The following is a 21449-nucleotide window of genomic DNA, read 5'->3' on the forward strand; positions in this document are numbered from 1 at the left end:
CCGTCAGAATGCCACGCGCACGGCGGCCACGAACTGGCGGCCCGCCTCGGGGTAGATCGCCGACGGCTGCCCGCCCACGCAGCGGAAGGCCTGCGTGTAGTAGTTGCGGTCGAACAGGTTGGCCACCGACAACGACCATTCCACCGATCCCGACTGGTAGGCGTAACGCGCATCGGCCGTGGTGTAGGCCGGCATGCGGCAGGTGCCGGAGGTGTCGGGCGACTGGGTGCCGACCCGGTTCAGACCGCCGCTGACCCGGTGGTTTTCCGCCGGGCTCCAGCTGGCGCGGACGGCCAGCACCTGGCGCGGTGCCAGCGGCACGTCGCGCCCCGCGTTCGGACCGCTGCGGAAGGTCGAGCGGCGGTAGGCCCAGCGCAGACCCACTGTCAGGCCCGGCTGCAGCGTCCAGTCGGTCTCGGCCTCCACGCCAGTGCGGCGGGTCGGGTCCAGGTTGATGTTGGCGCCGTTGAAGCCGAAGGCCGAGTTAGGGCCGATCGCGTTCGGGTCGTAGCCGATCTCGTCGGTCAGGTTGCTGCGGTAGAGCCTCAGCTCGGCGCGAGCCGACGCCGTGGTCCAGCGCAGGCCGCTTTCCAGATCGCGCGAGGTCTGGGGCCGGATCGCCACGTTCGGGTTGGTGAAGCTGAACTCGTCGACATTGGCCAGCCGGAAGCTGTTGCCCATGCGGGCCCAGGCGGTGGTGCTGCCGGACAGCGGCTGGCTCAAGCCCAGTTCCCAGGCGTTTTCGCGGTCGGCCAGCTGCACCGGGCCGGCCGTGCGGCTCAGGCGCTTGTCGATGGATTCGGTGCGCACACCGGCCGACAGGCGCGTCCCGCCGGCCAGGGTGAGATCGTCCTTGAGGTACCAGCCCTTGGATGTCTGGTCCGCCTGGCTGCCCGAGGTGCCGGCCACATCGCGGCTCCAGTCGCCCCGGTCGTGTCCCATCACCAGCACGTTGGACGCACCGGCCCAGCGCGAGGCATGGCGCGCCCGCAGCCCGATCTGGCGCGCATCCACCGTGTAGGCATAGATGAAGGTCGGCGACACGCTGGCCAGCGACTTGTCGCGCCATCCCACGTCGGCCGCCAGCTGCCAGTCACCCACCAGCGTTTCGGCGAACAGGCCCGCCCGCTCGTTGCGGATGGATGCCCGGTTGGTGCGGCTGCCGGGCGCTGCCTGGTAGGGGTTGCTCGCGTACTGGGCTGCGGTGAGGGACCCCGGCAGCCCGGTGTCGAGGGCGTCACGGCCATAGCGCACGCCCAGCCGGGTGGCATCGTTGCTCCACTGGGCCGTCACGCCACCGCCATCCGACTCCGAGCGGAAGTTCTCGCGGTGGTTGTCGGCGGTGCGTTGCTGGGCATTGAGGTCCAGCGAAAAGCCGCCGTGCACCAGGGTGGCGCTGCCCCGCAGGTCGCGCAGGCTGTTGGAGCCGGCGCCCGCCTGCAGGCTGGCCCGGGAGCGGCGCTCCATGCCCAGGCCGGCCTTGGTGGTGATGACGATCACGCCCCCCGTGGCGCCTTCGCCATAGAGCACGGCACCGCTGCCACGCAGCACCTCGATCCGCTCCACACCGTCGATGGGAATGCCGGCCAGGCGGGTGCCGCCCAGGTCGGCCTCGTTCAGGCGCACGCCGTCGAGCACCACCACCTGGTTGCTGTCGGCGGTACTGCCGAAGCCGCGCAGGTCGAGCGTGTAGTCGCCACCGCCGTACAGGTCCTGCCGGCCGGGCACGCCCAGCAGCCGCATGACCGCCTCGTTGACGGTGGAGGCCCCGGAGCGGCGGATGTCGTCGCTGGTCAGCACGCTCACCCCCAGCGGCAGGGCCTGCAGGTCCTCGCTGAAACGGGTGGCAGAGACGACGGTGGTCGACAAGGTGCGGACATCGGCGGACTGGGCGTGCGCAGACGCGACGGTGCCGGCCAGAACGGCCAGCGGCAGCGCGGCCCGGCGGGCGCGCAAAGGGAGCGTTTTCATGAAAGTTGACGATGACAGGCTGTCCTCACCGCCTTCCCCGACGGTGCATGGACGTCACGGCGGCGCGGGCCAGAGGCACACACCACCACCTTGTTGGCCGGTATCCGGGCTGGCAGAACAACCTCCATCGCCTTCCCAGGCACCCTTGCGGGCGCCCAGTGGCTGCGTGATGGAAGCGGAGCACCGATGGCGCTTCTGTCGAAGCGATCGGGGGTCTCGTCTGCTTACCGTTGCGGGGGCAGCGCAGGTTAGGTACACCCCTGGGGGTTCCCCTCCTGCTTCCCGTTGAACTGCTGCCCGAGAATCCGGGCAGCGAGCACCAACAGGGCGGATTCTAAGCCGCCATGGATGACGCGAACCCTACAATGAGCCCTTCGCGGGGCCCTGACCATGACCAGCAACCGACACATCGAACAGCTCACCGACCGGGTGGAACGCCTGCTGCTGCGGCATGAAGAGCTGCAGCGCACCAACGCCCTGCTCACCGAGCAGGTGGGTCTGCTGCAGGCCGAGCGGGATTCGCTGAAGTCCCGGCTGCTGGCGGCCCGGGCGCGCATCGACGCGCTGCTCGAACGCCTGCCGGCCGCCGCCGGCGCCACCAAGGACAGCGCATGAACAAGCCCGCCACCAAGCAGATCGAGGTCCAGATCATGGGCCAGAGCTACCTGCTGGCCTGCCCCGAAGGCGGTGAGTCGGCCCTGCTCGATGCGGTGGAACGGGTCGACACCGCCATGTGCCGCATCCGCGATGCGGGCAAGGTCAAGGCGCGCGACCGCATCGCCGTGCTGGCCTCGCTCAACCTGGCGTTCGAGCTGTCTCAGAAGGAAGCCGAGTTCCAGGCCTCCTCGTTCGCGCAGACCGAAAGCGCACCGTCCCACGATGCCGGCCCGTTCGATCAGGACCCGCTGGACCCCCAGACCCAGGCCCGTGTGGAAGAGCTGATGCGCCGCCTGGACCAGACGCTGGACAAGGACGGTCGGTTGATCTGAAACACCGCGACCACGCGGTGTCGCGCACCCTACAATGGCACCCGTCTGCGGTGCTGCCGGGCCTTATAGTTCCTGCAACCAATGCTCATCGAGCACGGGCTTGGTACATTGCGCGGCTGGTGCGAGCGTCTCGCGTCAGACGAACCCGAAGCCCCGCTGCCCTCGCCCACCTGAACCCCGGTTCAGGATGCCGGCCCGGCGGCACTTGCAGACACCTTTCATGCCTCTCGAACCCCTCCTGATCGCTGAACTCGCCGTGCTCGGCCTGGGCACCGGCTTCCTGGCCGGACTGCTGGGCATCGGAGGCGGCATGCTCATGGTGCCCTTCATCACGCTGATCCTCACCGGACGCGGCGTCGAGCCGGACCTGGCCGTCAAGATGGCGATTGCCACGTCCATGGCCACCATCATCTTCACCTCGGTCTCCAGCGTGCGGGCCCACCACAAGCGCGGTGCCGTGCGATGGGACATCGTCAAGGGCCTGGCACCCGGCATCGTGCTGGGTGCGGCCATTGCCAGCCTGGGGGTGTTCGCGGTGCTCAAGGGCAGCTGGCTGGCCCTGTTCTTTGCGGCCTTCGTCAGCTTCTCGGCCACGCAGATGCTGCTCGACAAGAAACCCAAACCCACACGCACCCTGCCCGGCACGCCCGGCCTGCTGGGCGCCGGCGGCGTGATCGGTTTCCTCTCGGGTCTGGTGGGTGCCGGCGGCGGCTTCGTGAGCGTGCCCTTCATGACCTGGTGCAACGTGGTCATCCACAACGCGGTGGCCACCAGCGCGGCGCTGGGCTTCCCGATTGCGCTGGCCAATGCCATCGGCTACATCGTGGCCGGCCAGAACGTGAGCGGTCTGCCGGCGGCCTCGGTGGGCTACATCTACCTGCCGGCGCTCATCGTGATCGCCAGCATGAGCGTGCTCATGGCACCGCTGGGCGTGAAGGCGGCGCATGCGCTGCCGGTGAAATCGCTCAAGCGGGCGTTCGCCGGCATCCTGTACCTGCTGGCGGCCTACATGCTCTACAAGGGCCTGGCCGCCTGACGGTCTGACCGCAGCTCAGAGCGGGCGGTCGGCCACGACCATGCCGTCCTCGTCGGCATACAGCCAGTCGCCCGGGCGCACCCACACCCCCTGCAGCTGGACCGGCACGCCGGTCTGACCCTCGGTGCGCCGCTCGGTGGGCAGCGGCATGAGCGCCAGGGCACGAATGCCCACATCACATGCGCGCAGTTCCGCCACGTCACGGGCACAGCCGTCGATCACCACGCCGGCCCAGCCGTTGCGGGCTGCAGCGGCGGCCAGGTTGCCGCCGATGAGCGCACGGCGCAGCGATCCGCCACCGTCCACCACCAGCACGCGGCCCTGCCCTGCGCTCTCCACCGCGGCCTTCACCGGCGTGTTGTCCTCGAAGCAGCGCACGGTGTGCACCGGGCCGGCAAACCGGGTGCGGCCGCCGTAATCGTGGAACACCGGCGGCAGCACGCGAAAGGCACCGGAGGTGTCGTTCTTGTGGGCATCGCACAGGTCGCAGGTGGGGGTGAATCGGGTGTCGTTCATGGCAGGCAGTGCGGTCGGAAGAAGCCCGGATTCTCGCGACAAAGCACGGGCGATCCGCTGCCTCGGGCACACCGGGCGGACCCGGGCTTCGCAGAGTGTTGTTTTCGTCTTCAAAAACACGCGTTTTCAGAGGGAAAACACGTGTTGGCCACCTTGGATTGGCCCTGCATCTCCATTAGCATGCGTGGCACCGGTGTGAAAGCGCGTTTTCCGCCGGGACAAAGTCCACTTCTAGAAGGAACTTCAACCATGGCAACTGCGAAAAAAGCCCCGGCCAAGAAGGCCGCTCCCGCGAAGAAGGCAGCCCCGGCCAAGAAGGCCGCCGCTCCGGCGAAGAAAGCCGCTCCGGCCAAGAAGGCCGCCGCCCCCGCCAAGAAGGCTGCCCCGGCGAAGAAGGCCGCTCCGGCCAAGAAGGCCCCGGCCGCCAAGAAGGCCGCTCCGGCGAAGAAGCGCACCCCCAACGCCGCCTTCATGAAGGCCCTGACCCCCAGCGCCGCACTGGCCGCCATCGTGGGCAGCAACCCGCTGCCGCGCACCGAAGTGACCAAGAAGGTGTGGGACTACATCAAGAAGAACAAGCTGCAGGACGAGGTCAACAAGCGCATGATCAACGCCGACGCCAAGCTGAAGGAAATCTTCAAGAAGGCCCAGGCTTCCATGTTCGAGATGACCAAGCTGGTCAACGACCACCTCAAGTGATGGTCCGGGCTGCTGCAGCAGCCCTCCGCCACACGCAGAAAAGCCGGCTCACGCCGGCTTTTTTCATGCCCGCTTTTTCATGCCTTTGCGGTGCGTGCCAGGGCGGCCTCGCGGATGCTGCCGAGCGTGGCGCGCGTGGTGATCACGTCGGCATCGAGCATCAGCTCGATCACCGTGCCGCCAGGCTGTTGCAGCGCGCGCTGCAGCGCAGGCTCGAACTGCGCCGTGGCCTCCACGCGTTCGGCCGCGTAGCCATAGGCGCGGGCCAGCGCGCAGAAGTCCGGATTGCCCAGCGACGATCCGCTCACATGGCCCGGGTACTCGCGCTCCTGGTGCATGCGGATGGTGCCGTAGCTGCCGTTGTTGACCACCAGCACGATGGTCTTGGCCCCGTGCTGCACGGCAGTGGCCAGCTCCTGGCCGTTCATGAGGAAATCGCCGTCGCCCGCGATGGTGAACACGGTGCGGCCGGTGAGGATGGCCGCGGCAATGCCGGCCGGCACGCCATAGCCCATGGCGCCGTTGGTGGGCGCGAGCTGGGTCTTGTGCCCGCGCGCCAGACCGGCGTAACGGTAGAAGCGGTGCAGCCAGCTGGCAAAGTTGCCCGCGCCGTTGGTGAGCACCGCGTCCTGGGGCAGCAGGCGCTGCAGGCTGTGGATGACCGCCGGCATGTCGACGGGTCCGGGCAGCTGCACGCCGCCGTTGCCGACATCGATGTTGGCCAGGTAGTCGGCGTGGCAGGCCTGGGTCCAGTCGGTCCAGGGCAGTTGCGGCGGCGCGGTCAGCACCTCCAGGCTGCGGGCGGCGGCGTTCATGCTGGACTGGATGGCCAGCACCGGCTGGTAGACGCGGTGCAGCTCCTCGGCGCTGGCATGGATGTGCACCAGCTTCTGGGCTGGCGTGGGCGCCTGGATGAGCGTGTAGCCACCGGTGGTGGATTCGCCCAGGCGCGGGCCCAGCGCGATGATCAGGTCGCTCTCGTGGATGCGCCGGGCCAGCGCCGGGTTGATGCCCAGACCCACGTCGCCGGCGTACTGCGGATGGTGGTTGTCGAAGGTGTCCTGGAAGCGGAAGGTGTTGGCCACCGGCAGCTGCCAGTTTTCGGCGAAGCGCTGCAGCGCGGCGGCGGACTGCGGCGTCCAGCCACCGCCGCCGGCCAGCACCAGCGGGCGCCGGGACGCCAGCAACAGGCTGCGCAGCTCACGCAGGGCGCCGGGGTCGCTCCAGGCCTGCACCGGCTCCACGCGCGGCAGCGGTCGGGCCTGCACCGCTCGGGTGAGCATGTCCTCCGGCAGCACCAGCACCACCGGGCCGGGACGGCCGTTCATGGCGGTGGCAAAGGCGCGGGCGATGTATTCGGGAATGCGCTCGGGGTCGTCGATGCGCTCCACCCGCTTGGCCATGCCGCGCGTGGACGGACCAAAGAAGTGGGTGTAGTCCAGCTCCTGGAAGGCTTCGCGGTCGCGGGCATCGCTGGCCACGTCGCCCACGAACAGCACCATCGGGGTGCTGTCCTGGAAGGCGGTGTGCACGCCGATGGAGGCATTGGTGGCACCCGGTCCCCGGGTGACGAAGCACACGCCGGGACGGCCAGTGAGCTTGCCCTGGGCCTCGGCCATGAAGGCCGCCCCGCCCTCCTGCCGGTTGGTGATGAAGCGGATGTGATCGCGGTGGCGGTGAAACCCGTCAAGCACCGCCAGGTAACTCTCACCCGGCACCCCGAAGGTGTGGGTCACGCCCTGGGCCACAAGGCATTCAACGATGAGGTGTCCGGCCAGCTGTTGAGTCGTCATGCCCCGATTCTGGCCGAGACCGCCACCCCGGCAAGACTCAGGTGCGACGGCCCACGCCGACCGCCGCCACCACCGACAGCCCCAGCACCAGCGCCGCACCGGCCAGCGTGGTGGCGTACCAGCCCCGGTCCATGAGCAGGCCGAACAGCGCGGGTGACAGGGCAAAGCCCAGATCCAGCCCGGAATAGACCGTGCCGTACACCCGGCCGGTCGCCCCCTTGGGCGTGGCCTTCTTGATCATCATGTCGCGGCTGGGGCCACCCACGCCCACGGCAAAACCGGTGATGGCCAGGGCCACCAGCGTGCCCTGCCCGCCCAGCCAGCCGGTGGCGCACACCAGCAGCAGCAGCGCGCCGGCCGCCATGGCGAGCGCCACGATGCGGTCGCTCGACATCGGGTTGGCGGCCGCCACGAAACCGCCCACCAGCATGCCCAGGGCGCCACACAGCATGTAGGCGCTGACGGTGAGCGTGGCCACCTCGACGCTGACCCCGTGCACCGCCTTCATGATGGACGGGGCAAAGCTCTGCACCACGGCTAGCGTCATGGTGGAGAGCAGGAAGAAGGCGAAACACCACCACACCACCGGCAGCCGCATGAAGGCCAGATCGCCCCCGCTGGCCGCGCGCGTGGCCGCCGTGCTGCGCGGCACGACCTCGGTGCGCAGCTTGTCCCGCTGCCAGAACAGCAGGGCCAGCACGCACACGTACAGCACGGCAGCACCCAGGTAGGCGGTGCGCCAGTCGGACAGCGCGGAGATGCCCACCAGGAAGGCCGGGGCCAGGGCCCAGCCCAGGTTGCCGGTGAGACCGTGGGCACTGAAGGCATAGCCCAGGCGCTGCGGCGACACCCGCTGGTTGAGGATGGTGAAGTCGGCCGGGTGGAAGGGCGCATTGCCCAGACCCGCCAGCATGGCCACTGCCATCAGGCCGGCGTAGCTGGTGGCCTGCGAAGCCACCAGCGAGGCCACCAGGAAGCAGCTGATGGCGGCAAACAGCACCGGCCGGGCACCCACCCGGTCCACCAGAAAGCCGGCCAGCGCCTGGCCCACGCCGGAGATGATGAAGAACACCGTCATCAGCAGTCCGACGTCCGAGAACGACAGGCCGAAATCGCGGATGAACACCGGGAACAGCGGCGCCAGCAGCAGGTGCGAGAAGTGCGAAGTGCCGTGGGCCAGGCCCACCAGGCCGATGACGGCGGCATCCTGGCGCAGGGGAACGGGATTCAAGGGGGGATCCTGCCGATGGGCATCGGCGGTCAGGGTGGCGGTGGACATCCCGCGATGTTAGGGGCGTTCGAGCGAATCGGCCACCTCGGCAGGCACCCAGGCGTCCCGATCGGACGCGGCGGGCTCCCGGGCCACGGCCTGCAGCGCCTCCAGCACCACCTCGCGGCGCCCCACCGGACGGAGCTGCCGCTCGCGCAGCAGGCGGTCGCAGGTGCGCCGGGTCATGGAGTGGGAGCGTCCCCCCCGGCTGATGAACATGTACAGGGTGCCCCGGACGCTGGCCCAGACCAGCTGGGCGCGCAGCCATTCGCCGCCGGACAGCAGGTCGAACCACTCACCCTCCACCAGGCGGGCGACATCGGCCGCCGTCTTTGCTGTGGCCGATGCCAAGGGAGCCGCCGTGACCGGCATCGTGACGGGCGCCGTGGTCGGCACCGGATCGGCCGGGGCCGGCTCCATGGCCTGGGTGTCCTCGAAACCGGTGGCGGCCAGTTCGGCCGGCGCCAGCCAGGGCTGCTCGGCCGGCCGCGGCTGGCGCTGTTCGGCGCTGGCCGGGGGCAGCACGTCGGTGAGCACCGGGTAGTCGGGCGGCGCCACCTCGCCCAGGGTGCGCCGCACCCGCGCCCGGCGCAGCCGCAGCACCGGCTCGTGCAGGCGCATGAGGGTCTCGAAGAAGGGCTGGAAGGCCGCTTCGTCCTGCTCCAGCCGGGCCAGGCCGTGCCTGAGGGTCTGGAGCATGCCGGGCAGCACCTCGAACAGGCGGGCCGGCATGCGCAGGGTGAGGTCGCGGCGGATGCTCCAGATCAGCTCGGTCACCACCTTGCGGTAGCCGTGGGGATCGGGCACGCCGGGGCTGTCCAGGGCGGCCGATGCGATCACCAGCGCCCAGGGGCCATACAGGAACTCGACCAGGAAGGCGGGCGCATGGTCGATGTCCGGGCGCTGGCTGAGTTCCCGCACCACCGCATCGGCCAGGTTCTGGCGTTCCTCGGCGTGGCGCGCCGCCTGCAGGCTGCGTTCGCGCTGCTCGTGCTCCCGGGCATCCAGCAAGGCCCAGCCGGCCTGCAGGGCCGAGAGCACCTGGGCGAAGTCGGCCGGCGCCACCTCGGGCCGCTCCAGCAGCGAGGTGAAGCCCTGCGCCACCGGGCGCATGAAGCTCTGGAAATCGGTGGCGAACTCGTCGTTGAAGCGGAAGCTGCGCTGGGCCACGCTCTCGATCAGCCGGCGCGCCGGATGGTCCACTTGCCCGAAGTACCGGGGATCGGCCACCGCCAGCTTCAGCAGCGCCGGCTCCAGCGCGATCACGGCCTCGCGCACCGGGGCCAGCAGCAAGGGATCGCGGGCCACCTGGTTGACCAGCAGGCGCACCACATCCAGGCCCATGGGCTGGTCCTGCCGGCGGGCCTGGCGCTTCAGCGCCAGCAGCGTCTGCGACCGCACATGGGGGTTGGCGAACTCGCCCCACACGCTGTGCATCAGTGGCGATTCGGTGCTCACCTGGCGTGAGGGACGGTCCACCGCCGGCAGGTGCGCATGCTGGCGGCGCTGGGCCAGCAGGGCAGCCTCGTCGTGGCGGTAGGCCGCCAGGGCCGACTGCAGCTCCGACCAGGCGCGTTCCACGGCGCGGTGGTAGTCGCCGGTCAGCGGGGGCGCGGGCGTGGCGGCCGGCTCGGCCAGGAAGCGGTGGTAGACCTCGGGGTCGACGGGCGATCGGCTCAGGGCCAGATCGGCCTGCGTGAACGGGGCATCGGACGCATCGACCGGGGCAGGCGCCGGGTCGGCTCCCGGCAGATCGAACCATTCGGTGGTGAGGCCGTAGCGGGAGTCGTCCGGGGTGTCGGGCACACGGGGGCCGGTCGGGTCGCTGACCAGCCGCACCCGGTAGCCGGCCTCCTGCACGTCGGCCTGCTGCAGGCGCAGGGCCACGTCGGCATACAGCTGCCTGAGTTCCGCCCCCAGGGGAACGGCCAGCTGGCGCAGCCAGCGGGTGCGGACTTCGCGGTCAGGCTCGCTGCCCTGCATCAGGCGGTAGAGCTCGCGGGCCATCACCGAGGGCCGCAGCGGGTTGCGGTCGGCGTGCACCGTGGCCAGCCCCACCAGCGAGCTCATGCGGGCGTCCAGCGCGGCCAGCTCGTGTTCCACCAGCGGCTGCAGCTGCTGCAGCATGCGCTTGAATTCGATCTGCTCGTTGTAGTCGGCCTCGTCCACCAGGGCGAGCAGCGCCGAGTCGGACTGCAGGGGAATGGTGCCGGAATCGGCACCGTCGTCGCCGCGCTCGAAGGCCTCGCGCAGCCGGGCCGGGAAGGCCTTCACCCAGGCCGTGCGGTGGTGCATGAGGCCCGACCAGGCCGCCGACGAGCCGTCGGCCACCAGCACGTCACCGCTGCGCTGTTGCGGCCCGATCAGCGCCTGGATCATGGCCTCCAGGCAACGGCCGAGCAGACGCGGGCTCTCGTCCAGCACCTCGCTGAAGCACCTTTGCAACAGGGGCGACGGCTCGTTCATGGGCGGCGGCAGCAGGTCGGCTCAGGCAACCCCGTGGGGTATTCGTGACAGGGATCACGGTTATACCTGCCGCAACCGCCGGTCGGGAATGCCCGGAGCGGCCCAGGGCCTGCGCCGGCCCAGGCAGCCGACGGTCGGGCGCCACCGGGTTACCGGCGGCGCCTTCAAGCCGTCAGGCGGTCAGGCCATGGCCACGGCCTCGCCGAACTCGAACACCCCGGGGTTGCGCACCGGGTCCACCCCCACCGGAATGACCGACTTGGGCGGGTAGCGGCCTTCCAGCAGCAGGCGCGAGAGCGGGTTCTCGATGCGCTGCTGGATGGCGCGCTTGAGCGGGCGGGCACCGAACACCGGGTCGAAGCCGACCTTGGCCAGCTCGGCCAGGGCGGCCGGCGACACGTCCAGCCGCAGGTCCATCTTGTGCAGGCGGGCCTGCAGGGCCTTGAGCTGGATGCCGGCAATCGACTCGATGTGGCTGGCGTCGAGTGCGTGGAACACCACGGTCTCGTCGATGCGGTTGAGGAACTCGGGCCGGAAGTGGTTCTTGAGCTCGCCCCAGACCGCGTCCTTCACCTCGTCGTAGGGCTGGCCGACCATGCTCTGGATCAGGTGCGAGCCGATGTTGCTGGTCATGACGATGACCGTGTTCTTGAAGTCCACGGTGCGGCCCTGGCCATCGGTCAGGCGGCCGTCGTCCAGCACCTGCAGCAGCACGTTGAACACATCCGGGTGGGCCTTCTCCACCTCGTCGAGCAGCAGCACCGAATACGGCTTGCGGCGCACGGCCTCGGTCAGGTAGCCGCCCTCCTCGTAGCCCACGTAGCCGGGCGGCGCACCAATCAGCCGGGCCACCGAATGCTTCTCCATGAATTCGCTCATGTCGATGCGCACCAGGTGGTCTTCGCTGTCGAACAGGAAGCCGGCCAGGGCCTTGCACAGCTCGGTCTTGCCCACGCCGGTGGGGCCCAGGAACAGGAAGGAGCCGGTCGGGCGGTTCGGGTCGGACAGGCCGGAGCGCGAACGCCGGATGGCGTTGGCCACGGCGCCGATGGCCTCGTCCTGGCCCACCACGCGCTCGTGCAGCTTGCCCTCCATCTGCAGCAGCTTGTCGCGCTCGCCCTGCATCAGCTTGGACACCGGGATGCCGGTGGCACGCGCCACCACCTCGGCAATCTCTTCCGCGCCCACCTGGGTGCGCAGCAGGCGGTTGCCGCCCGCGCTGCCGCCGGCCGCTTCCTGGGCCTGCACTTCCTTCAGGCGTTTTTCCAGTTCGGGCAGGCGGCCGTACTGCAGCTCGGCCACCTTGGTGAGGTCGCCCTTGCGCTTGAGGGCTTCGATGTCGAGCTTGACCTTGTCCATCTCCTCGCGCACGGTGCCCGAGGTCTGCACGCTGGCCTTCTCGGCGGTCCAGATGGCGTCCAGGTCGGCGTATTCGCGCTGCAGCTTGAGCAGCTCTTCCTCGATCAGGGCCAGGCGCTTCTGCGAGGCCTCGTCGGTTTCCTTGCGCACCGCCTCGCGCTCGATCTTGAGCTGGATCATGCGGCGGTCGAGCCTGTCCATCACCTCGGGCTTGGAGTCGAGCTCGATCTTGATCTTGGCGGCTGCCTCATCGATCAGGTCGATGGCCTTGTCGGGCAGGAAACGGTCGGTGATGTAACGGTGGCTGAGTTCGGCCGCAGCCACGATGGCCGGGTCGGTGATGTCGACGTTGTGGTGCTTCTCGTAACGCTCCTGCAGACCCCGCAGGATGGCAATGGTGGCCTCCACCGTGGGCTCGTCCACCAGCACCTTCTGGAAGCGGCGCTCCAGCGCGGCGTCCTTCTCGATGAACTTGCGGTACTCGTCCAGCGTGGTGGCGCCGATGCAGTGCAGCTCGCCACGCGCCAGCGCCGGCTTGAGCATGTTGCCGGCGTCCATGGCGCCCTCGGCCTTGCCGGCGCCCACCATGGTGTGGATCTCGTCGATGAACAGGATGATGCGGCCCTCGTCCTGGCTCACTTCCTTGAGCACCGCCTTCAGGCGTTCCTCGAACTCGCCGCGGAACTTGGCACCGGCCAGCAGACCGGCCATGTCCAGCACCAGCACCCGCTTGCCCTTGAGGCTGTCGGGCACCTCGCCGGCGACGATGCGCTGGGCCAGGCCTTCCACGATGGCGGTCTTGCCCACGCCGGGTTCGCCGATGAGCACCGGGTTGTTCTTGCTGCGCCGCTGCAGCACCTGGATGGCGCGGCGGATCTCGTCATCGCGGCCGATCACCGGATCGAGCTTGCCGGCACGGGCGCGTTCTGTGAGGTCCAGCGTGTACTTCCTGAGGGCCTCGCGCTGGCCTTCGGCCTCGGGGCTGTCCACGCCCTGCCCGCCCCGCACGGCGGCAATGGCGGCTTCCAGGCTGCGGCGCGACAGGCCGTTCTCGTTGGCCATCCGGCCCAGCTCGCCCTTGGCATCGGCCACGGCCAGCAGGAACAGCTCGCTGGCCACGTACTGGTCGCCGCGCTTGATGGCTTCCTTCTCGGTGGCCTGCATCAGCGGGGCCAGCTCTTGGCCCACGGTCACCTGCTCGGCGCCCTGCACCTGCGGCAGGCGCTTGATGGCGGCCTCGGCGGCAGCGGCCAGGCCCTTCACGTTCACGTCGGCCCGCTGCAGCAGCGACTGCGGGCCGTCGCTCTGGCGCAGCATGGCGGCCAGCACGTGGACTGGCTCGATGTAGGCGTGGTCATTGCCCAGCGCGAGGCTCTGGGCCTCGGACAGGGCTTCCTGAAACTTGGTGGTGAGTTTGTCGAGTCGCATGGGGCAACACTCCGGAAAACGGGATTGCTCGGCACATGGCGCCGAACCGTTTCATTTCAAGTGATGCCCTCCAGCTTGCCGCAGCCCGCGGGCCGGGGGTTTGACGCAGATCAGGCGTTGCTGGCGGTGATGCCCCAGCGGGCCAGCGCGGCGTCGTCGCTGACCCGGGCATCCACCCAGCGCGCGCCCTCGGGGGTCTGCTCTTTTTTCCAGAACGGGGCCTGGGTCTTGAGGTAGTCCATGATGAACTCGCAGGCCTGGAAGCTCTGGCCCCGGTGGGCCGAGGTCACGGCCACCAGCACGATCTGGTCCAGCGGCTGCATCAGCCCCACGCGGTGGACGACCCGCGCGCCCAGGATGTCGAAGCGGCGGTGGGCCTCGTCGATCATGGCCTCGATGGCCTTCTCCGTCATGCCCGGGTAGTGCTCCAGCTCCAGCGTGCTGACCGACTGGCCGTCGTTGCGGTCGCGCACCGTGCCCACGAAGCTGCAGACCGCCCCCACGCCCTTGTCGTGGGCCCGCAGGGCGGCCACCTCGGCGCCGAGGTCGAAGTCCTGGGTCTGGATGGAGACGCGCGGCTGGCCCATGTCAGCCCCCGGTCACGGGCGGGAAAAAGGCCACCTCGGCGCCCTCCACCAGCGCAGCAGCCTCGTCGGCCATGGTCTGGTTGAGCGAGACGCGCACCGCACGCTCGCGGCCCAGGGCCTCGGCCCAGGGGCCGCCACGGGCGATCAGTTCGTCGCGCAGGGCCGCCAGGGTGGTGGCCGGGGTGCTCAGCGACTCGCTGCCGGTGCCCACGGCTTCACGGATGGAGGCGAAGAATCGCAGCTGGATGTTCATGCGAGCAGATCGGACAAGGCAATGAAGGACACGGTGTCACCGTGCGCAATGGTGGTGCCCGACGGGTTGTCGACCAGGCCATCGGCCCACACCGCCGAGGTGAGTACGCCCGAGCTCTGGTTGGGGAACAGGTCGAGACCACCCTGGGCATTGCGGCGCACCCGCAGGAACTCGCGGCGCTTGTCGGCGCGCGGCAGATTGAAATGGGCCGGCAGGCGCTGGGCCGGCGGCAGGCCGCAGGCGGCCGCATCACGCCCCTGCAGCCGCAGCAGGAAGGGCCGCACCAGCAGCAGGAAGGTCACGAAGCTGGAGACCGGGTTGCCCGGCAGGCCGATGAAGTGGCAGCCCTGTGCCGCATCGGCACCCGCGCCCGCATCGCGCCGCACCTGGCCGTAGGCGAAGGGCTTGCCCGGCTTCATGGCGATCTGCCACAGGTCGAGCTGGCCCAGCGCCTGCACCGAGGGCTTGATGTGGTCTTCTTCGCCCACCGACACGCCGCCGCTGGTGAGGATGAGGTCGTGGTGGTCGGCCGCCGAGCGCAGCGCGGCCAGGGTCGCATCGCGGCGGTCGGGCACGATGCCCAGGTCGCTCACCTCGCAGCCCATGCGGTGCAGCAGGCTGCGCAGGAAGAAACGGTTGGAGTTGTAGATGGCGCCGGGCTTCATGTCCTGCGGGGCCACCTCGCCCGGCATGACGAGTTCGTCGCCGGTGGAAAACAGCGCCACGCGCGGCCGCACCGCCACCTGCAGCCGGTCCCGGCCCAGGCTCGCCGCCAGGCCGAGCGCGGCCGGGTCGAGGCGGTGGCCGCGCTGCAGCACCACGGCGCCCTGCATCACGTCTTCGCCGCTGCGGCGGACCCACTGGCCCGGGGTCGGCACGGCGTCGATGTGCACCGCGTGGAAATCGCCCCCCACGGCGCGGGTGTCTTCCTGCATGACCACCGCGTCGGCGCCTGGCGGCATGGGCGCGCCGGTGAAGATGCGGGCGCAGGTGCACGGCTCCAGGGCATGGCCGGCATGGCCGGCCGGGATGCGCTGGGTCACCGGCAGCACCACGCCGGGGGCGGTGACGTCGGCCGAGCGCACGGCATAACCGTCCATGGACGAGTTGTCCTGCGGCGGCACCTGCAGCGGCGACACCAGGTCCTCGGCCAGCACGCGGCCGTCGGCGTCGAAGGTGGCCACCGACTCGGTGGCCGGCTGCGCCGGCAGATGGCGCAGCAGCGCGGCCAGCGCGTCTTCCAGCGGCATCAGGGGGGAACGGGCGGGGGTCGTCATGGGGCAGCGTGGACCGGCGGGGTGTATTCGAAACGCTTGGCATTGTCGACCAGCCACGCGGCCACGTCATCGGCCACGTCCAGATCCAGCAAGGGCAGCGGGGTCGGCACCGGCAGGGCCTGCGGGCTGTTGGTGGCAATCGCCACCACGCGATCGTGGCCGGGGTAGATGACCGGCTGGCCGCTGTCCTCGCGCCACACCTCGATCTTGGGCAGCGAGCTGCGCTTGAAACCTTCCACCAGCACCCAGTCCACACCGGCGCTCAGGCGGGCGATGAGCGCGTGCACATCGTGCTCGGCCTCTTCGGTGTACTCGCGCATGATGACCAACCGCCTGGGCGAGGCGGCCACCACCTCCACGGCGCCGGCCTCGCGGTGGCGCCAGGTGTCCTTGCCGGGGCGGTCGATGTCGAAGCTGTGGTGGGCATGCTTGATGACCGACACCCGGGCGCCGCGCAGGCGCAGCGCCGGGATCAGCTGTTCGACCAGGGTGGTCTTGCCGGAACCCGAAAAGCCGGCGAAGCCGACGACCTTCATGCCGCGCAGTGCTGTTCGATGTAGGCCTGCACCCGGGCGGTGTCGGCCGGCATCACCTGCACGCGGCGCGGCAGGTCCTCGATGCCGTCGAAGCCGGCCGGCCGCTCGGGCGGGCGACCCAGCGCCTCGACGATGGTCTCGGCGAACTTGATGGGCAGCGCGGTTTCCAGCACCACCATGGGCACGCCGGCCTCGCGGTGTTCGCGGGCCACCTTCACGCCGTCGGCCGTGTGGGTGTCGATCACCACGCCGTGGCGCTGCGCCACGTCGCGGATGGTGTCGAGCCGGTTGGCATGGGTGCTGCGGCCGCTCAGGAAGCCATAACGTGTGGCGGCCTGCGGGAAGCTCGGGTCGTCGGCCAGGCTGAAGCGACCTTCCCGGCTCAGCGCGGCGCCGAACAGGGCACGGGTGCGATCACCGTTGCGACCCAGCAGGTCGAACACGAAGCGCTCGAAGTTGCTGGCCTTGGAGATGTCCATGGACGGGCTGGAGGTCTCGTGCGTGTCGGCGCTGCCGCGCACCCGGTAGACGCCGGTGCGGAAGAACTCGTCGAGCACATCGTTCTCGTTGGTGGCCACCACCAGGTGGCGGATGGGCAGACCCATCATGCGGGCCACATGACCGGCACACACGTTGCCGAAGTTGCCCGAGGGCACGGTGAAGCTCACCTGCTCGGCATTGCTGGCCGTGGCTTGAAAGTACCCGGCGAAGTAGTACACCACCTGGGCCAGCAGACGCGCCCAGTTGATGGAGTTGACCGTGCCGATGCGCCAGCGGCGCTTGAACTCCAGGTCGTTGCTGACGTTCTTGACGATGTCCTGGCAGTCGTCGAACACGCCTTCGACCGCGATGTTGTGGATGTTCTCGTCCATCAGGCTGAACATCTGCGCCTGCTGGAACGGGCTCATGCGGCCGTGCGGGCTGAGCATGAAGACGCGCACGCCCTTCTTGCCGCGCATGGCGTATTCGGCCGCGCTGCCGGTGTCGCCGCTGGTGGCGCCCAGGATGTTGAGCTGCTCGCCACGGCGGCCCAGCTCGTACTCGAAGAGCTGGCCGAGCAGCTGCATGGCCATGTCCTTGAAGGCCAGGGTCGGGCCGTTGGACAGGGCCTCCAGGTGGAAGCCCGGCTCCAGCGTCTTCAGCGGCACGATCTGCGGCGTGCCGAACACCGCCTCGGTGTAGGTGCGCTGGCAGATGGCCCGCAGGTCGTCGGCCGGGATGTCGTCCACATACAGGCTGAGGATCTCGAAGGCCAGCGCGGCATAGCCACCCGCCTGGCCGCCGTTGAACACGCCGCGCAGGCGCTCCAGCGCGGCGGCATCGAGCTGCGGGTAGTGCTCGGGCAGGTACAGGCCGCCGTCGGGCGCCAGGCCCTCCAGCAGGATCTCGCAGAAACGCTTGCGGTCGGCATGACCGCGGGTCGACAGGTAGCGCATCAGTTCAGCTCTTCCTTGCGGATGCGCACGATGGGCGCCAGCACGGTGGGCAGCTGCTGCAGCCGGGCCAGCGCGTCGTTCATGGTGCCTTCGCGGGTGTCGTGGGTCAGGATGATCAGGTCGGTGCTGGTGGCGCCCTCGCCGCCCACCTCGTCGGCTTCACGCTGCAGCACGGCGTCGATGCTGATGCCGGCGCCGGCCAGCAGGGCCGTCACCTGGGCCAGCACGCCGGCCTCGTCGGCCACGCGCAGGCGCAGGTAGTAGCTGGTCACCACCTCGCTCATGGGCAGCACCGGGGTGTCGCTCATGGCGTCGGGCTGGAAGGCGAGATAAGGCACGCGGTGCAGCGGGTCTGCGGTCTGCAGGCGGGCAATGTCCACCAGGTCGGCCACCACCGCGCTGGCGGTCGGCTCGCTGCCGGCGCCCTTGCCGTAGTACAGCGTGGTGCCCACGGCATCACCCTGCACCACCACGGCGTTCATGGCGCCTTCCACATTGGCGATCAGGCGCTTGGCCGGCACCAGGCTGGGGTGCACCCGCAGCTCGATGCCGCTGGCCACGCGCTTGGTGATGCCCAGCAGCTTGATGCGGTAGCCCAGCTGCTCGGCGTAGCGGATGTCGGCCGCGCCCAGCTGGGTGATGCCCTCCACGTAGGCCTTGTCGAACTGCACCGGGATGCCGAAGGCAATGGCGCTCATGAGCGTGGCCTTGTGGGCCGCGTCCACGCCTTCGATGTCGAAGGTCGGGTCGGCTTCGGCGTAGCCCAGGCGCTGCGCTTCCTTGAGCACCACGTCGAAGTCCAGGCCCTTGTCGCGCATCTCGGACAGGATGAAGTTGGTGGTGCCGTTGATGATGCCGGCGATCCACTGGATGCGGTTGGCGGTCAGGCCCTCGCGCAGCGACTTGATGATGGGAATGCCGCCGGCCACCGCCGCCTCGAAGGCCACCATCACGCCCTTGGCAGCGGCCGCCGCAAAGATCTCGGTACCGTGCACGGCCAGCAGCGCCTTGTTGGCGGTGACCACATGCTTGCCGGCCGCAATGGCCTCCAGCACCAGCGCCTTGGCAATGCCGTAGCCGCCAATGAGTTCCACCACCACATCGATGTCGGGGTTGGCGATCACGGCGCGGGCATCACCCACCACCTGCACACCCTCGCCCACGATGGAGCGGGCACGCGCCACGTCCAGGTCGGCCACCATGCTGATCTGGATGCCACGGCCGGCGCGGCGGCGGATCTCCTCCTGGTTGCGCTGAAGCACCTGGAAGGTGCCGCTGCCCACGGTGCCGATGCCCAGAAGGCCCACTTGAATCGGTTTCATGTCGTTGCTCGTTGGAATGAATCAGGTGCCGTGGCGCTTGCGCCAGTTTTCAAGGAACCTGGCCACGCGGCCGATGGCCTCGCGCAGGTCGTCCTCGTGCGGCAGGAACACGATGCGGAAATGCTGGTTGTCCGGGTAGTTGAAGCCGGAGCCCTGCACCAGCATCACCCGGGTTTCCTGCAGCAGTTCCAGGAACAGCTGCTGATCGTCCTGCACCGGGTACAGCTTCGGGTCCAGGCGCGGGAACATGTAGAGCGCGGCCGTGGGCTTGACGCAGGTCACGCCCGGAATGGCGGTGATCAGCTCGTAGGCCAGGTCGCGCTGGCGGCGCAGGCGGCCACCCTCGTTCACCAGGTCGTTGATGCTCTGGTAGCCGCCCAGGGCGGTCTGGATGGCCCACTGCCCCGGCACGTTGGCGCACAGCCGCATGTTCGAGAGCATGTTCAGGCCCTCGATGTAGTCGCGCGCCGGCTTCTTGTCGCCCGACACCACCATCCAGCCGGCGCGGTAGCCACACGAGCGGTAGCTCTTGGACAGCGAGTTGAAGGTCAGCGTGAGCACGTCCTCCGACAGGCTGGCCAGGGCGACGTGCCTGGCACCGTCGTACAGCACCTTGTCGTAGACCTCGTCGGCAAAGATCACCAGCCCGTGCTCGCGCGCCAGGGCCACGATGGCCTTGAGCAGCTCGGTGGAGTACAGCGCACCGGTCGGGTTGTTGGGGTTGATGACCACGATGCCCTTGGTGGCCGGCGTGATCTTGGCGCGGATGTCGTCCAGGTCGGGCATCCAGCCGTTGGACTCGTCGCAGCGGTAATGCACCGGGGTGCCGCCCGAGAGGCTGACCGCCGCCGTCCACAGCGGGTAGTCGGGCGACGGCAGCAGCAGTTCGTCGCCGTCGTCCAGCAGGGCGTTGGTGGCCATCACGATCAGCTCGCTGGCGCCGTTGCCCAGGTAGATGTCGTCGAGCGTCACGCCCTTGACGCCCTGGGTCTGGGTCTCGTGCATGACCGCCTTGCGCGCCGCAAAGATGCCCTTGCTGTCCGAGTAACCCGCCGAGTTCGGCAGGTTGCGGATCATGTCCTGCTGGATTTCCTCGGGCGCATCGAAGCCGAACACCGCCAGGTTGCCGATGTTGAGCTTGATGATCTTGTGGCCCTCTTCCTCCATCTGCCGCGCCGCGTCCATGATCGGACCACGGATGTCGTAGCAGACGTTGGCGAGCTTGGCGGACTTCTGGATGGGCTTCAAAGGGTTTGTCCTCGGAACGGTGGAGGTCGGCCGGCGAAGGCTTCGCACCGGCGCTATAGTCGTCAAATCCAGGGAAAACCTCGGATTTGACCACAGTTCAACGCCTGTTCCGGCCGCTTCCGCCCATGAAACTCCACGCCGACCGCCCCGACACCACCGCCATCACCGCCCATGGCGACGGCTGGGTGGCGGTCAACGGGCAACGGCACCACCAGAGCATCGTGGTCCGCCCCGACGGCGACCCCGAAGCCTGGCCCTGCACCCGGCTGGAGGACCTGACCGCCGCCCATTTCGAATCGCTGCTGCCCGCGGAAGGCCCGCTGCCGGAGCTGGTGCTGCTGGGCAGCGGCCGGCGCCTGCGCTTCGTGGCGCCGGCCTTGCTGGCGCCGCTGATCTCGCGCCGGGTGGGCGTGGAGACCATGGACACGGCCGCCGCCTGCCGCACCTACAACATCCTGGCCGGGGAAGGTCGCCGGGTGGTGGCAGCGCTGCTGATCGACCCGTGAGCACCCCGACACGGGTGCAAGTACCCGTTCGGGTTAAAATGCGGGGTTGTTCCATGTCGCAACCCCGGGTCCCTTGATCGCCCCGGTGGCACCGGGCAACGGAGCACAACGCATCACCATCCACTCAAGTCAGGGGTCCCCGCAGCATGGCCGTCGTTGTCAACAAACCCATTCCGGAATTCGAATCGCTGGCCACCGGCGGCGTCAAGGTGAGCAACCAGAGCCACCTGGGGCAGACGATCGTGCTGTACTTCTACCCCAAGGACAACACCCCGGGCTGCACCACCGAAGCCATGCAGTTCCGCGACAAGTACAAGGATTTCGTGAAGGCCGGCGCCCAGGTGTTCGGCGTCTCGCGCGACAACATGAAGTCGCACGACGACTTCAAGGCCAAGCTCGAACTGCCCTTCGAACTGATCGCCGACACCGAAGAGAAGATGTGCCACATGTTCGGCGTGGTCAAGAACAAGATCATGTACGGCAAGAAGGTCAAGGGCATCGAGCGCAGCACCTTCCTGATCGGCCCCGACGGCGTGCTGCGCCAGGAGTGGCGCGGCCTGAAAGTGCCGGGCCACGTCGAGGAAGTGCTCAAGGCCGTCAAGGCCCTCAAGAAGGCGGCGTGACGCCCTGGCAGGACCCGTTGGCGCGGGGTGCCGGGCTTCATGGTGCTCATGCATAATGGGTTCATGACCCCGGGTCCCCGTCACGTCGCTCCCTCCTCCTGCTCCTCACGCAGTCCACTAAGCCGCCCGGCATG

Annotated in this window: 19 protein-coding genes and 1 riboswitch; of the genes, 6 read left to right on the forward strand and 13 right to left on the reverse strand. The window is 69.1% G+C overall.

Translation table 11 applies throughout. The features are described from left to right. Positions 1-3: 3 nt before the first annotated feature. Entirely contained in the window at positions 4-1971 is a 1968-nt protein-coding gene (locus WD026_RS05025; RefSeq protein WP_425722539.1) for a TonB-dependent receptor, read from the reverse strand. Between the two features lie 78 nt (positions 1972-2049). Continuing rightward, positions 2050-2310, reverse strand: a riboswitch (cobalamin riboswitch). Positions 2311-2361: 51 nt separating this feature from the next. Between WD026_RS05025 and WD026_RS05030 the strand changes: the two genes are divergently transcribed. From WD026_RS05030 to WD026_RS05040, 3 genes are all read left to right on the forward strand, one after another. Then, positions 2362-2586: a DUF904 domain-containing protein gene (locus tag WD026_RS05030; RefSeq protein ID WP_425722540.1), complete on the forward strand. Its 225-nt coding sequence runs from the start codon at positions 2362-2364 to the stop codon at positions 2584-2586. Beyond that, entirely contained in the window at positions 2583-2960 is a 378-nt protein-coding gene (locus tag WD026_RS05035; protein WP_425722541.1) for a cell division protein ZapA, read from the forward strand. Before WD026_RS05030 ends, WD026_RS05035 begins: the two co-directional genes overlap by 4 nt. Before the next feature lie 220 nt (positions 2961-3180). Next, positions 3181-3996: a sulfite exporter TauE/SafE family protein gene (locus WD026_RS05040; protein ID WP_425722542.1), complete on the forward strand. Its 816-nt coding sequence runs from the start codon at positions 3181-3183 to the stop codon at positions 3994-3996. Between the two features lie 15 nt (positions 3997-4011). On the opposite strand, the gene rraA is transcribed toward WD026_RS05040, so the two are convergent. Further along, the gene (gene rraA, locus WD026_RS05045) at positions 4012-4512 is read right to left on the reverse strand and encodes a ribonuclease E activity regulator RraA (protein ID WP_425722543.1); all 501 of its coding nucleotides are present in this window, start codon (positions 4510-4512) and stop codon (positions 4012-4014) included. A gap of 249 nt (positions 4513-4761) precedes the next feature. On the opposite strand from rraA, the gene WD026_RS05050 reads away from it, so the two are divergent. Then, positions 4762-5211, forward strand: coding sequence for an SWIB/MDM2 domain-containing protein (locus WD026_RS05050; protein ID WP_086119503.1), 450 nt, complete (start codon positions 4762-4764; stop codon positions 5209-5211). 77 nt (positions 5212-5288) lie between these two features. Here WD026_RS05050 and WD026_RS05055 read toward each other — a convergent pair whose 3' ends face one another. From WD026_RS05055 to WD026_RS05105, 11 genes are all read right to left on the reverse strand, one after another. Then, on the reverse strand, positions 5289-7004 hold the full coding sequence (locus tag WD026_RS05055) for a thiamine pyrophosphate-binding protein (protein WP_425722544.1): 1716 nt from the start codon (positions 7002-7004) through the stop codon (positions 5289-5291). Between the two features lie 37 nt (positions 7005-7041). Then, positions 7042-8283 carry an MFS transporter gene (locus WD026_RS05060; protein ID WP_425722545.1) on the reverse strand — a complete coding sequence of 414 codons (1242 nt, stop codon included), beginning with the start codon at positions 8281-8283 and terminating at the stop codon, positions 7042-7044. Between the two features lie 9 nt (positions 8284-8292). Then, positions 8293-10740: a DUF1631 family protein gene (locus WD026_RS05065; RefSeq protein WP_425722546.1), complete on the reverse strand. Its 2448-nt coding sequence runs from the start codon at positions 10738-10740 to the stop codon at positions 8293-8295. Between the two features lie 180 nt (positions 10741-10920). Further along, positions 10921-13527 (reverse strand): ATP-dependent chaperone ClpB, encoded by a 2607-nt coding sequence (gene clpB, locus WD026_RS05070; RefSeq protein ID WP_425722547.1) that lies wholly within the window; start codon positions 13525-13527, stop codon positions 10921-10923. A 110-nt stretch (positions 13528-13637) separates the two neighbouring features. After that, positions 13638-14114, reverse strand: coding sequence for a molybdopterin synthase catalytic subunit MoaE (gene moaE, locus WD026_RS05075; RefSeq protein ID WP_425722548.1), 477 nt, complete (start codon positions 14112-14114; stop codon positions 13638-13640). A 1-nt stretch (position 14115) separates the two neighbouring features. Continuing rightward, positions 14116-14367: a molybdopterin converting factor subunit 1 gene (gene moaD, locus WD026_RS05080; RefSeq protein ID WP_425722549.1), complete on the reverse strand. Its 252-nt coding sequence runs from the start codon at positions 14365-14367 to the stop codon at positions 14116-14118. Next, complete coding sequence (gene glp / locus WD026_RS05085; RefSeq protein WP_425722550.1) at positions 14364-15644, reverse strand: gephyrin-like molybdotransferase Glp; 1281 nt, start codon at positions 15642-15644, stop codon at positions 14364-14366. The genes moaD and glp overlap by 4 nt, the downstream gene beginning before the upstream one ends. Continuing rightward, a complete protein-coding gene (mobB, locus tag WD026_RS05090) occupies positions 15641-16180 on the reverse strand; it encodes a molybdopterin-guanine dinucleotide biosynthesis protein B (RefSeq protein WP_425722551.1) in 540 nt (179 codons plus the stop codon). Before mobB ends, glp begins: the two co-directional genes overlap by 4 nt. Continuing rightward, positions 16177-17616 carry a threonine synthase gene (gene thrC, locus WD026_RS05095; protein ID WP_425722552.1) on the reverse strand — a complete coding sequence of 480 codons (1440 nt, stop codon included), beginning with the start codon at positions 17614-17616 and terminating at the stop codon, positions 16177-16179. Before thrC ends, mobB begins: the two co-directional genes overlap by 4 nt. Continuing rightward, positions 17616-18938: a homoserine dehydrogenase gene (locus tag WD026_RS05100; protein WP_425722553.1), complete on the reverse strand. Its 1323-nt coding sequence runs from the start codon at positions 18936-18938 to the stop codon at positions 17616-17618. Before WD026_RS05100 ends, thrC begins: the two co-directional genes overlap by 1 nt. Before the next feature lie 21 nt (positions 18939-18959). Then, positions 18960-20186: a pyridoxal phosphate-dependent aminotransferase gene (locus WD026_RS05105; protein WP_425722554.1), complete on the reverse strand. Its 1227-nt coding sequence runs from the start codon at positions 20184-20186 to the stop codon at positions 18960-18962. A 125-nt stretch (positions 20187-20311) separates the two neighbouring features. On the opposite strand from WD026_RS05105, the gene WD026_RS05110 reads away from it, so the two are divergent. Together WD026_RS05110 and WD026_RS05115 are read left to right on the forward strand one after the other, a co-directional pair. After that, positions 20312-20692, forward strand: a complete 381-nt coding sequence (locus WD026_RS05110) for an Mth938-like domain-containing protein (RefSeq protein WP_425722555.1) — start codon at positions 20312-20314, stop codon at positions 20690-20692. Between the two features lie 146 nt (positions 20693-20838). Beyond that, positions 20839-21315 carry a peroxiredoxin gene (locus WD026_RS05115; protein WP_425722556.1) on the forward strand — a complete coding sequence of 159 codons (477 nt, stop codon included), beginning with the start codon at positions 20839-20841 and terminating at the stop codon, positions 21313-21315. The last annotated feature ends 134 nt before the right edge of the window (positions 21316-21449 follow it).

Origin of the sequence: Hydrogenophaga sp. R2, from assembly GCF_049843595.1 — a bacterium.
Classification (GTDB): domain Bacteria; phylum Pseudomonadota; class Gammaproteobacteria; order Burkholderiales; family Burkholderiaceae_C; genus Hydrogenophaga.